7 protein-coding genes are annotated in these 12496 nt (G+C 74.2%); 3 read left to right on the forward strand and 4 right to left on the reverse strand.

What is annotated here, in order from left to right:
• Window positions 1-75 precede the first annotated feature (75 nt).
• Window positions 76-2553 carry an HAD-IC family P-type ATPase gene (locus ACS04_RS07895; RefSeq protein ID WP_048475802.1) on the forward strand — a complete coding sequence of 826 codons (2478 nt, stop codon included), beginning with the start codon at window positions 76-78 and terminating at the stop codon, window positions 2551-2553.
• Between the two features lie 145 nt (window positions 2554-2698).
• On the forward strand, window positions 2699-4366 hold the full coding sequence (locus tag ACS04_RS07900) for an FG-GAP repeat domain-containing protein (RefSeq protein WP_048475803.1): 1668 nt from the start codon (window positions 2699-2701) through the stop codon (window positions 4364-4366).
• A gap of 3 nt (window positions 4367-4369) precedes the next feature.
• Here ACS04_RS07900 and ACS04_RS07905 read toward each other — a convergent pair whose 3' ends face one another.
• The 4 genes from ACS04_RS07905 to serC form a co-directional block, all read right to left on the reverse strand.
• Window positions 4370-7570 (reverse strand): hypothetical protein, encoded by a 3201-nt coding sequence (locus tag ACS04_RS07905; protein WP_048475804.1) that lies wholly within the window; start codon window positions 7568-7570, stop codon window positions 4370-4372.
• A gap of 115 nt (window positions 7571-7685) precedes the next feature.
• The gene (locus tag ACS04_RS07910; protein WP_048475805.1) at window positions 7686-8336 is read right to left on the reverse strand and encodes a class F sortase; all 651 of its coding nucleotides are present in this window, start codon (window positions 8334-8336) and stop codon (window positions 7686-7688) included.
• A complete protein-coding gene (locus ACS04_RS07915) occupies window positions 8329-9138 on the reverse strand; it encodes a hypothetical protein (RefSeq protein WP_048475806.1) in 810 nt (269 codons plus the stop codon). The genes ACS04_RS07910 and ACS04_RS07915 overlap by 8 nt, the downstream gene beginning before the upstream one ends.
• 282 nt (window positions 9139-9420) lie before the next feature.
• Window positions 9421-10542, reverse strand: coding sequence for a phosphoserine transaminase (serC, locus tag ACS04_RS07920; protein ID WP_048475807.1), 1122 nt, complete (start codon window positions 10540-10542; stop codon window positions 9421-9423).
• An 85-nt stretch (window positions 10543-10627) separates the two neighbouring features.
• Here serC and ACS04_RS07925 point away from each other — a divergent pair.
• A partial coding sequence (locus ACS04_RS07925; protein ID WP_048475825.1) for an FAD-binding and (Fe-S)-binding domain-containing protein occupies window positions 10628-12496 on the forward strand: 1869 nt, incomplete at its 3' end.

Genomic DNA, 12496 nt, shown 5'->3' on the forward strand with positions numbered 1-12496 from the left:
TTCGGGTCATCCCGAAGCCGGATCTTCGGACTTCTCGGCGGGTGAAGCGGTAAAACCCCCTTTACCGTCGATTGCATGACGCAGCGGGCAGAGATCGAACCAGGCGGTTCCGAGCCGGGCAGCGGCGGCGGTGGCGGGCCCGGCGGCGCCGCCATCGACGCGGGCGCCGAGCTCGATCCGGTGCACCCGGTCCGGCCGCCCGCGCCCCGGTTCAAGCCCGGCGGGCTGACCACCGCCGAAGTCGCCGAGCGCGTCGCCCGCGGTGCCGTCAACGACGTGCCCGTCCGCAGCAGCCGCTCCACCGCCGACATCGTCCGCGCCAACGTCTTCACCCGGTTCAACGCCATCATCGGCGTGCTCTGGGTGATCATGCTCATCGTCGCGCCGCTCCAGGACAGCCTGTTCGGCTACGTGATCATCGCGAACACCGGCATCGGCATCATCCAGGAGATGCGCGCCAAGAAGACCCTGGACGGCCTCGCCGTCATCGGCGAGGCCAAACCCAGCGTGCGCCGCGACGGCCGGACCGCCGAGATCTCCACCTCCGAGATCGTCCTCGACGACGTCATCGAGCTCGGACCCGGCGACAAGGTCGTCGTCGACGGCACGGTCGGCGAGGCCGAGGGCCTGGAGATCGACGAGTCCCTGCTCACCGGCGAGGCCGACCCCGTCCTGAAGAAGCCGGGCGATCCCGTCATGTCCGGGTCCTTCGTCGTCGCTGGCGGCGGCGCGTTCACCGCCACGAAGGTCGGCCGCGAGGCCTACGCCGCCCAGTTGGCCGAAGAGGCCACCCGCTTCACGCTCGTCCACTCCGAGCTGCGCACCGGCATCTCCACCATCCTCAAGTACGTCACCTGGATGATGATCCCGACCTCGATCGGGCTGATCATCAGCCAGCTCGTCGTCAAGGACGACAACCTCAAGGACGCCATCGCCCGCACCGTCGGCGGCATCGTCCCGATGATCCCCGAGGGCCTGGTCCTGCTGACCTCCGTCGCCTTCGCGATCGGCGTCATCCGGCTCGGCCGCAAGCAGTGCCTGGTCCAGGAACTGCCGGCCATCGAGGGACTCGCCCGCGTGGACGTGGTCTGCCTCGACAAGACCGGAACCCTCACCGAGGGCGGCATGGACGTCACCGAGCTCCGCCCGCTCGGCGGCGCGGATCCCTCGTACGTCCGGAAGGTGCTCGGCGCGCTCGGCGAATCCGACCCGCGCCCCAACGCCAGCCTCCAGGCGATCGTCGACGCCTACCCGGACAGCGCCGAATGGCGCTGCACCGAGTCCCTGCCCTTCTCCTCCGCCCGCAAGTACAGCGGCGCCAGCTTCAGCGAGGGCGACGGCGAGAACAGCACCTGGCTGCTCGGCGCCCCCGACGTGCTCCTGCCGGCCGGCGATCCGGCCCTCGACGAGATCAACGGCCTCAACGAGCAGGGCCTGCGCGTCCTGCTGCTCGCCCGGGCCGCGCGCGAACTCGACGACCCGGACGTCGGGGCCGGCGCCAAGCCGACCGCCCTGATCGTCCTGGAACAGCGGCTGCGCCCCGACGCGGCCGACACCCTGCGCTACTTCGAGGACCAGAAGGTCCACGCGAAGGTCATCTCCGGCGACAACGCCGTCTCGGTCGGCGCGGTGGCCGGCAAGCTGGGCCTGCCGGGCGCCGAGAACACCGTCGACGCGCGCAAGATGCCCGCCGAGCAGGCCGGCATGGCCGAGGTCCTGGACGAGAACGCCGTCTTCGGGCGGGTCACCCCGCAGCAGAAGCGCGACATGGTCGCAGCGCTGCAGTCCAGGGGCCACACGGTCGCCATGACCGGCGACGGCGTCAACGACGTACTGGCCCTCAAGGACGCCGACATCGGCGTGAGCATGGGCTCCGGCTCCGAGGCCACCCGCGCGGTCGCCCAGATCGTCCTCCTGAACAACAGCTTCTCCACCCTCCCCTCGGTGGTCGCCGAGGGCCGCCGGGTCATCGGCAACATCACCCGGGTCGCCACCCTCTTCCTCACGAAGACCGTCTACTCGGTGCTCCTGGCGATCCTGGTGGTCTGCTTCCAGGTCGAGTACCCGTTCCTGCCCCGGCACCTGACGCTGCTGTCCACGCTCACGATCGGCATCCCGGCGTTCTTCCTGGCCCTCGCGCCGAACAAGGAGCGCGCGAAGCCGCACTTCGTGAAACGGGTGATGCGGTACGCGATCCCGGGCGGTGTGATCGCGGCGGTGGCCACGTTCGTGACGTACCTGGTCGCCCGCCACCACTACACGGGGCCCGACGCCCTCCCGGCGGAGACGAGCGCGGCGACGCTGACCCTCTTCCTGACCTCGATGTGGGTCCTGGTCATCATCGCCCGCCCCTACACGTGGTGGCGGGTGGCGCTGGTCGGCGCGATGGGCGCGGCCTTCCTGATCGTCCTGGTGGTGCCCTGGCTCCAGACGTTCTTCGAACTGAAGCTGGTGGGCACGCAGCTCCCCTGGACCGCGGTGGGCATCGCCGCGGCGGCCGCGGCCCTGATCGAGGTCACCTTCCGCTGGGTCAACCACAGGTTCCCGGCGTAGGGGGCCGACCGACCCCGCCCCGGCCTCCCGGCGCCCACCGCGTTCGGGCGACGCCCGCCCGGGTTGAAATGCGTGTGCGAGCTGATGATCCTTCTGGAACATTACGTCCGGTCAACAGCCCGGAACCCAGGGGGGAACGCTTCACATGAAATCTGCTCGTGCCCTGTCCACAGCGGCCGTCGCGCTGGCACTCGGCCTGTCGGTCGCGGCGCCGGCGGCCGCGGCGGCGGACCCGGCGGCGCCCACGGTCACCGCGACCCGGACCAGCCCCACCCCCGGCTTCGCCGGGGAAGACCGCTCCTCCGACTGCGACACCGACCCGTACTCCGGGTCGGGCGCCGGCTGGATCGGCCTGGGGGGAGACCTCACCTTCCGCGCCACGGCCTCCTCGCCGACGGGTGCGCCGCTCCAGACGACGTTCCAGCTCTGGGACACCGCGTACGGGGGCAAGCGCACCGACCAGGCGTCGATACGGACCACGTGGCCCGAGGCCGCCACGACCTTCGGCCGAGACCGGTTCGCGGACGGCGGCCAGTACGCCTGGCGGGCACGCGCCACCGACGGCAAGCTGACCAGCCCCTACACGGCCTGGTGCTACTTCCGGGTGGACCACACCCCGCCGACCGCAGAGGTCACCACGGACGCGAGCCCCAAGAGGGCCGGCGAGGAGGCGACCTTCACCCTGAAGGGGACCGACACCGACGCCGGCTCGGGTATCGCCTGTGCCCGCTGGCGCACCGACCCCACGCCGAGCGTCGGCTGGCGCTGCTCGGACGAGTCGAGGGACGCCCATGTCGTCCGCCTCACGGACGGTGCGACCGACATCAAGGTCAAGCCCGCGACCTGGGGCAGCCAGTCGGTCTACCTCCAGACGATGGACAACGCGGGCAACGTCTCCCAGGACGCGGTCCTCTCGTACTACGCCCAGACGAGCACCGCCCCGGCCGCCTTCGGTGACATCGACGCCGACGGCAAGCCGGACGTCCTGGTCCCGGACGCAGAGGGCAATCTGCGCATCCCGGGCTCCGACCCGCGGTTGATCACCCATGCCCGCGCGAACGCCGCCCCCGGCGGCAGCGGCAGTTGGGCGGAGATCCAGTACACCCACCGCGGCACGTTCAGCGGGGCGGGGGTGGACGACCTCCTGGCCCACGCGCCCGGCGGCGGGACGCTCTACCTCTTCCGCAACGACGGCGCGGGCCGGTTCACCGGGCAGGGACCGGTCCTCCTCCGCAAGCCCACGCTCTGCCTGAACGCGGCCGGCGAGGGCATCTCGTGCGCGGACCACGGACTGGGCGCCGACTGGTCGGCGGTCACCGGGATCGCCGCGTACGGTTCGCCGCGGGGCGACAGCGCCGTCGACGGGGTCCTGCCGAACACCTCCGTGCTGTTCGTCGAGACCGGTCGCCTCTGGCTGGCCACGCGGGGCGGCTTCGGCCTGAGGTCGGCCACGCTCCTGTCCGACGACGAGCGCTGGGCGGGCTACGACCTGCTCACCCCCGGCGCCGCGCAGGGCACCGACTTCCCGACGCTCTGGGCCCGTTCCCGGGCGGACGGCTCCGTCCGCGCCTTCTCGGTCGCGGGCACGGCGGACGCCCCGGACTTCTCCGCTTTCGCCGACCCGGCCGCCGGTCCGTCGCTGGGCACCTTCGGTGCCGCGCAGCACCCCCGCATCGGCTCCGACGGTGACCTCACCGGCGATGGTCTGCCGGACCTGTGGTCCGCCGACGCCTCCGGTAAGGTCACGGTCTTCGCCGGCAGGGGCACCACGGGTACCTCTCGCACGGTGACGGGCTTCGCCCCGGGCCTCTGACGGTCAGTCGAACCAGCGGTCGCGGGCCAGTTCGGGGGTGCGGGAGGGGTCCTCCAGGAGGGCGGCCACCTCGAAGCGGCGGGGCCACTGGGCGGCCGACCAGGCCAGGCCCGCCGCCACGCCCTCCAGGGTGGAGGCGTGCAGGGTGCCGTCCGGGGTGCGGCGCCAGTCGAGTTCCACGCCGCCCGCGATCAGCTCCTCGTGCTCCAGGTAGGTCGCCGGGGTGGAGGGGCCCAGCAGGATCCGTACGGACTCGGGGACCTCGTGCTCCTCGCCCGGCGTCGTGACCTCCGCGGGGACCGTCTGCGAGACCCGGCGGACCTGGAGCAGCTCCGCCAGGTCGGCCGCGCGGGCCGGGGCCACCGGCAGCAGCGGCAGCCCCGCCGTCAGCGGCAGCAGGTCCGGGGCGTCCGCGATCAGCGCGTCCGCCGCGTCGACCACGACGACCTCGCCGTCCACCACCGCGCGCAGCTCGTCCGGGAGCGTCACCTGTTCGGGGTCCAGATCGGCCAGGGCCCCGTACAGGGCGTGCAGTTGCCGGTCCGACACCTCGCGGTCCGGGTCGGCGAGCCGGCCCAGGAGCTCGGCGGCTCCGCCGGGTTCGGCCAGCAGGGCCGGCACGGTCGTGCGGACGCCGAGCGCCCGCAGCACCTGCTCGTCCTCGAAGCCCGTCGCGTCCGCCGGGGTGTACAGGCCCGCCAGCAACGGGTCGCCGCCCGCCGCGCGCAGCCCCGCCGGGCGGCGGCCGTCGAGCACCGGGTGGTCGCGCAGCCACCAGGCGGTGTACGGGCGCACCGACTGCGTGGTGCCGTCCGGCAGCAGCACCCGTACGGGCTGGGTCAGCGCGTCGCGCAGCGGCGGCCGGGCGAGCATGGCCAGGGCCTGCGGCCAGCAGTCGTCGTCGACGAGGTCGAGGTCGCGGACCGCGACGAGTTCGGTGGCCACGGGCGGCAGCGGGGTCTCGGGGAGCTGGTCCAGCACGTCCTCGCACCACACGTCCACCGCGTCCAGCAGCCCCGCGTCGTCCGGCTCGGCGAAGTCCCCGTCGCGGGGCTCCAGTTCGTCCGGGTCGAGGACGACGTCGGCGGCGCGCACCAGCTGGAACGTGGCCAGCACCCCGCAGGCGGTCAGCGGCTGCGCGCCCCACCGCTCGGCCAGCTCGCCTTCCACGTACGGGACTTCGTCCTCGCGGATCACCGAGGCCAGCGGGGACCCCGGCAGCAGCAGCTCGCCCGCGGGGGTGAGCTCCCCGTCCTCGTCCGGCAGGGCCAGCGCGCCCAGCCACGGCTCGTCGCCCGGCGCCAGGTCGGCGTCGCGGACCAGGCGCAGGACCAACTCGGCCAGCTCGTCGGCGTCGAGGGCGTCCTCGTCCCAGATCTCCCCGGCGTCCAGGGAGGCGGCCACCGCCGCCCGCACCTGCGGGGTCGTCAGGACCGCGCGCGGCGTGGCCGGGAGGGCGCCGAGGCGCTCCAGCAGCGGGTGCGCCGCGTCCGGGTGGGCCACCTTCAGGCCCATCCGGGCCAGGTCCTCGGGGGTGTCCGAGTCGGGCAGCAGTACGTGCCGCGGGCCGATCGTGGTCCGCCCGTCGGCCAGCGGCACCGGCAGGCCCGAGAGCCGGTCCGGGTCCACCCCGGCCAGGGTGTCGTACAGCCGGTGCCACCACTCGGGGCCGCGCTCGATGCCCGCGATCCGCTCGATGGCGTCGCCCAGCGGCAGCCGGCCCACGCCCAGCGTGCGCAGCTCGGGCCGGCGCTCCAGTCCGGCGGGCAGCAGCGTCGGCAGCACCTCGGACAGGACCCGTACGGTCTCGGCGCCCGCGCCCTCCACCACCTCGGCCTCGAAGGGGCGCAGGGCGGCCCGCTCCTCGGCGTGCTCGGCGTGCTCGGCCGGGGCCGCCGGGGCGAGGAACGCCGTGCGCGGCAGCCGCTCCAGTACGGCGGCGCGCAGCGCCCCGTCCAGCGGGCCCTGGCCGAGCGGCCCGGGTACGAGGTCCACCAGCGCGGTGCTCACCGGGTCCCAGGAGCCGAGCAGTTCGGCGTAGGCGTCGGCCGCCCGCTCCACCAGGAAGTCGGTCAGCGGACCCGGCGCGGGGTGCCGGCGGGCGGTGTCCAGCGGCAGGGTCGCGATGAGCAGCGCCGGGATGCCCAGCGGCTCGTCGGTCGGGGTCGGTGCGTGGACCACGGGCGCGGTGGCGGGGCGTACGGGAGCGCCCTCGGTGTCGACGGGCACGGCCCAGGACACCGTCCAGACGGGCCGCAGCCGCTCCTCGACCGGGCGGTCGGCGAGCAGGGCCCGCTCGATGGGGCCGCTGTGGCGGACGGTGCGCCAGCGGCGGGTCTCGCCGCCGGGGCCTGCTGCCGAGTCCTCGACGACCGTGTACGGGCCCTCATCGCGGCGGCGGAGCGTGCGGATGCCCGCCTCCGGGGTCTCCACGACGATCTCCGCCAGCCCGGGCAGGGTCAGCAGGAGCGCGTCGTCGATGCCGGCCAGCAGCCGCTGCACCAGGTCCGCGGCGGCGGCGTCGCGCAGCGGGAGGACGACCACGGTGTCGTAGCCGTCGGGGGCGGTTCCCTCGGCGGGCAGCGGCAGCCGCAGCAGCGGGACGTGCCCGTCGCGGCGGCGCAGTTCGTCGCCGAGGCCGGGGCTGCCGTTGGAGGCGTCGCGGGCCAGCTCGCGGGCCTCGGCGAGGGACCAGCGGACGCCGCCGTGGCGGCCGAGCACGGCGGGCTCGTCGGACACCGCGAGGACGGCCGCGAAGCCGACGCCGAAGCGGCCCACGGTGTCGGCCGATCCGGTCGGGCCGGCTGTTCCGGCCGATCCGGCGGTCCCCGTCGTCGGGCCGGCCGTCCCCGCCGGCTCGCGCTTCGCCGAGGCCCGCAGGGTGCTCAGCGACTCCACGCCCGTCGCGTCCAGCGGGGCGCCTGTGTTGGCGACGGCCAGCACCGCGTGCCCGGCCTCGCCGGGGTGCAGGGTGAGCCGCAGCCGGCCGGGCACCCCGGCCCGGGCCGCGGCGTCGGCGGCGTTCTGTGCCAGCTCGACGACGAGCCGGTCGCGGTAGCCGCCGAGGGCCAGGTCCTCCTCGGCGTTCGCGTCCTCGCGGAAGCGGGCCGGGCCCGCGCCCCACGCGTCGAGCACCCCGCGCCGCAGCCGGGCCGTACCGAAGGGGTCCGTGCCGCCTTGGGCCGCCGTCACTCGCACGCTCACGCCGTTGCCTCCATGCCGTCCTGCATTCACCGAATGCCGAGGCCCTGAAGGTATCGCGTGCGGGTCCCGATCCTCGGGGCGGCCGGGCCCGGCCGGGACCGGGGCGGGTCCCGGGTCAGGCCCGGCCGGTGAGGTGGGCGTACACGACGACGTTGGAGTCCCAGTGGCGGTCGGCGGTGAGGTTGCCGCCGCAGGTGATCAGGCGCAAGGCGGCCGAGCCGTGGGTGTCCCCGTACACCTTGTCGGTGGGGAAGGCGTCCTTCTTGTACGTGCCGACTTCGTCGACCGCGAAGACGGCGGTGGTGCCGTCGACCCGGTGGACCTCGATCTTCTCGTCCCTCTTCAGGGTCTTGAGGTTGAAGAAGACGGCCTTCGGCGCCCGGGGGGTGTCCATGTGGCCGACGATGGCCGCGGCTCCCGGCTCTCCCGGGGTGGGGCCGTCCTTGTACCAGGCCGCGTCGTCGGGTTTGGCGAAGTCCGGCTCCTGCATGACGCCTTGGGCGTCGAGGCCGACCGTGTCGAGCGGTGCGTCGACCTTGAGGTCCGGGATCTCGATCCGGTCCGGGACGGAGGGCGGCAGGGCGGAGGCCGCGGTGGCGTTCGCCGGGGCCGCCCCGGCGGTGCCGGCACCGCCGGCGGCCGGGCTGCCCGCCGCCTGGGAACAGCCGGTGGCGAGGACGGCGCCGAGGGCCGCGGCCCCCGCCAGGGCGGCGGCGCGGCGTGCGCGGCCGCCCCGGCGGGAGGGGGTGGGACGCTGCTCAGGCATGGTCGGCCGGGGCTGCGGGGAGGGAGCCGGCCGGGGCCTGGCCGGTGTTGACGGAGCCCTTGGGCTTCTTGTGCTCGCTCGGCTTGAGCGGGGTCACGGGCTTGACGTCGCGTGCGGCGCCCCCGCCCGCCTGGGTGGAGAACTTGACGGTGTCGAACTCCTTGCCGCCCGCGAAGGCGTGGACGCCGTAGTAGCCGGTCTTGACGTCCTTGGCGACGACCGCGGTCCCGGTCCAGGTGCCGTGTCCGTCGTTCTTCAGGTCGACCTTCCCGCCGAACGCGTCGGAGCTGACGTACGCGCTCTTCACGTCGGCCGCCGTCTTGACCGTGACGCCGATCCTGTCCCCGGGGCGGCCGTGGTCGGCCGACAGCTTGAGGGAGGAGACCGGGGCGGGCGGCGGGGTGTCGGTCTTGACGGTGAGCCGGTCGCCGGCCTGGAGCTTGGCGCCGTCCGGGCCGGTGCCGGTCAGGCTCACGCCGTAGGCGCCGTGTCCGACCCGGGCTATCTTCGCCGTGCCGGTCCAGGTGCCGTCGCCGGCCGGGCCGATCCGTACGTCCTCCAGGGCCTTGGAGGAGACCGACAGGGCCGTGGAGCCCTGGGGGGCCTTCACGGTGATCCCGACGGTGTCGCCCGGCGTGCCGGAGGAGACCGACAGGCGCAGGGAGGCGGAGCCTTCGTCGGTGCCCGGGCTGTGGCTCGCCGCGGGGGACGGGCTCGCGTCGGCGGCGAACGCGGGGACGGCGGAGCCGAGGGCCAGCGCCGATACGAGGGCTACGGCGGCGAGGGTGGCTGTCTTGCGCATGGGATTCCTCCTGAACGGGCCGGGGTTCGTTCCCGGCACACCAGACATGAGGGACATCCCGGGTGTTTTGGTTGCAGGTCCTGGGCGGGGGCGGGAGGGCCCCTGCCGAAGGTCCCCCGGCGGGAAACCGCAGGCCGCACGCCCGTCAAGGGTGCACCTTTTGCAGCCCCTTTGCCCCGATTTTTGGGACGAAAGTCCCGGAGGCAGGGGCCCCGGAACGCCGGGAGCCCCCGGCGACACGAGGTCGCCGGGGGCTCCGCAGGAAGGACGGGAAGGCCGTGATCAGAGCTGTTCGATCACGTAGTCGACGCACGCGGTCAGCGCCTGCACGTCCGCCGGGTCGATCGCCGGGAACATCGCGATGCGGAGCTGGTTGCGGCCGAGCTTGCGGTACGGCTCGGTGTCCACGATGCCGTTGGCGCGCAGCACCTTGGCGACGGCGGCGGCGTCGATGTCGTCCGAGAAGTCGATCGTGCCGATGACGGCGGAGCGCTTGTCGGCGTCCACGACGAAGGGGCTCGCGTACTTCGAGGCTTCCGCCCACCCGTACAGGTGGCGTGCGCTGGCCGCCGTACGGCCGGTCGTGAACTCCAGGCCACCCTGGCCGTTCATCCACTTCAGCTGCTGGTCCAGCAGGAAGAGGGTGGACAGGGCAGGGGTGTTGTACGTCTGGTTCTTCAGCGAGTTGTCGATCGCGGTCGGCAGCGAGAAGAACTCCGGGATGTGCCGGCTGCCGGAGGCGTGCACGCGCGCCGCCCGCTCCAGGGCCGCCGGGGAGAACGCCGCCAGCCACAGGCCGCCTTCGGAGGCGAAGGACTTCTGCGGGGCGAAGTAGTACACGTCGCTCTCGGTGATGTCGACGGGCAGACCGCCGGCGCCGGAGGTGGCATCCACCAGGACGAGTGAACCGGCGTCGGCGCCCGCGACGCGCTTGACCGGCGCCGCCACACCCGTCGAGGTCTCGTTGTGCGTGTACGCGTACACGTCGACGCCCGCCTCGGCCACCGGCTCGGGGTGCGTGCCCGGCTCGGAGGAGATGACGGTCGGCTCGTCCAGCCACGGCGCCAGCTTGGCGGCCTTGGCGAACTTGGACGAGAACTCGCCGAAGGTGAGGTGCTGGGACTTGCGCTCGATGAGCCCGGCGGTCGCGATGTCCCAGAAGGCGGTGGAACCGCCGTTGCCCAGGATCACCTCGTAGCCCTCGGGGAGGGAGAACAGGTCCCGGATGCCGTCCCGCACCGAGCCGACCAGGTTCTTGACCGGGGCCTGGCGGTGGGAGGTTCCGAGCAGGGAGGTACCGGTGGCGGCCAGGGCGTCCAGCGCCTCGGTCCGCACCTTGGAGGGGCCCGCGCCGAAGCGTCCGTCGGCGGGCTTGATGTCAGCGGGAATCTGGATCTCGGCCACGAGCGGAGCGTATCGGGTCCCGGTCCACCCCTTGGAGGCGCGTCCACCCGATGAGACGAGTCCACCCGGTGGCAGGGTGGGGGCCGTGACGTCACCCGGGGAACTCGAACGGACATTGCGGGAGAACCTGCGCGGGGAGGTGGACTTCGGGGCCGCGGCCCGCGCCCTCGCGACCATGGACGCCTCGAACTACCGCCGGGTCCCGGTGGGGGTCGTCGCGCCGCGCGACGCCGAGGACGTGGCCGCCGCGCTGCGGATCTGCGCGGAGGCGGGCGTACCGGTCGTCCCGCGCGGCGGCGGCACCTCGATCGCCGGGCAGGCCACGGGAACCGGCGTGGTCCTGGACCTGACCCGGCACATGGACGCCCTGGTGTCGCTGGACCCGGCCGCCCGGACCGCCGTGGTCCAGCCGGGGCTGGTGCTCGACCGGCTGCGCGAGGCGGCGCGCCCGTACGGGCTGACCTTCGGCCCGGACCCCTCGACGCACTCCCGCTGCACGCTGGGCGGGATGATCGGCAACAACGCGTGCGGGGCCCACTCGGTGGCCTGGGGGACCACCGCCGACAACGTGGTGGAGCTGGCGGTCACGGCGTACGGCGGCGCCCGCCACCGGCTCGGGACGGGCTGGACGGGAACGCCGGAGGGCCTGCGGGAGCTGGTGACGGGCAACCTGGCGGTGCTGCGTACCGGCATGGCGGGAGGTTTCTCGCGCCGCATCTCCGGATACGGCGCCCTGGACGCGCTGCTGCCCGAGCGGGGCGTGCAGGCGGCCCGGGCCTTCTGCGGGAGCGAGGGCACGCTCGGGGTGGTGACGGAGGCGGTCGTACGCCTGGTGGAGGCGCCGCGCGCACCGGCGCTCGCGGTCCTCGGGTACGCGGACGAGAGCGCGGCGGCCGACGCGGCGGCCGGGCTGCTGGAGTACGGGCCGCTGACGGTGGAGGGCATGGCGGCCGACCTGGTCGGCGCGGCTTCCGGGCTGCCGCGGGGCGGCGGGTGGCTGTTCGTGGAGATGCGGGACGAGGGGGCGGCGCGGGCCCTCGTACGGGCCGCCGACGCGGTGGACTCCGTGGTGGTCACGGAAGCGGCGGGGCAGCGGGCGCTGTGGCGGATCCGCGAGGACGCGGCGGGCACGGCGACGCGGATGCCCGACGGGGGGATGGCCTGGCCGGGGTGGGAGGACTGCGCGGTACCGCCGGCCCGGCTCGGCGCGTACCTGCGGGAGTTCCGCGCGCTGCTGGCGCGGCACGGGCTGCGGGGGACCCCCTACGGGCACTTCGGCGAGGGCTGCGTGCACGTGCGGATCGACTTCGACCTGGCGTCGCGGGCCGGGATCGCGGGCTTCCGCGCCTTCTCCACCGACCTGGCGGACCTGGTGGTCTCCCACGGAGGCTCGCTGTCCGGGGAGCACGGGGACGGCCAGGCGCGGGCGGAGCTCCTGCCGCGGATGTACGGGGAGGAGGTCGTCCGGCTCTTCGGCGCGTACAAGGACGTGTGGGACCCGGCAGGCGGGATGAACCCGGGGATCCTGGTCCGCCCGGCCCGCCTGGACGAGAACCTGCGCTTCGCGGTGCTGCCGGCGACGCCGTTCGCGGGGGAGGTGGCCCGCTGCGTGGGCGTGGCGAAATGCCGGTCGACGGAGCCGGGCGGTCCCCACGTGATGTGCCCCTCGTACCGGGTCACGGGGGAGGAGCGGCACTCCACGCGCGGCCGGGCGCGGCTGCTCCACGAGATGCTGGCGGGCGAGGTCCTCACGGACGGCTGGCGCTCGCGGGAGGTCGCCGAGGCGCTGGACCTGTGCCTGGCCTGCAAGGGGTGCCGCAGCGACTGCCCGGTGGGGGTGGACATGGCCTCGTACAAGGCGGAGTTCCTCGACCGCCACTGGCGCGGCCGCATCCGTCCCCTGTCGCACTACCTCCTGGGCGGCCTGCCGGCGTGGCTGCGGCTGATCGCCGCG

The sequence above is a fragment of the Streptomyces roseus genome (assembly GCF_001044425.1).
Lineage (GTDB): Bacteria > Actinomycetota > Actinomycetes > Streptomycetales > Streptomycetaceae > Streptomyces > Streptomyces roseus.

Excerpts from the sequence above, each read along its gene's own strand:
- ACS04_RS07895 (WP_048475802.1), top strand. The coding sequence starts at position 76 with ATGACGCAGCGGGCAGAGATCGAACCAGGCGGTTCCGAGCCGGGCAGC.
- ACS04_RS07900 (WP_048475803.1), top strand. The coding sequence starts at position 2,699 with ATGAAATCTGCTCGTGCCCTGTCCACAGCGGCCGTCGCGCTGGCACTC.
- ACS04_RS07910 (WP_048475805.1), bottom strand. The coding sequence starts at position 8,336 with ATGCCTGAGCAGCGTCCCACCCCCTCCCGCCGGGGCGGCCGCGCACGC.
- ACS04_RS07915 (WP_048475806.1), bottom strand. The coding sequence starts at position 9,138 with ATGCGCAAGACAGCCACCCTCGCCGCCGTAGCCCTCGTATCGGCGCTG.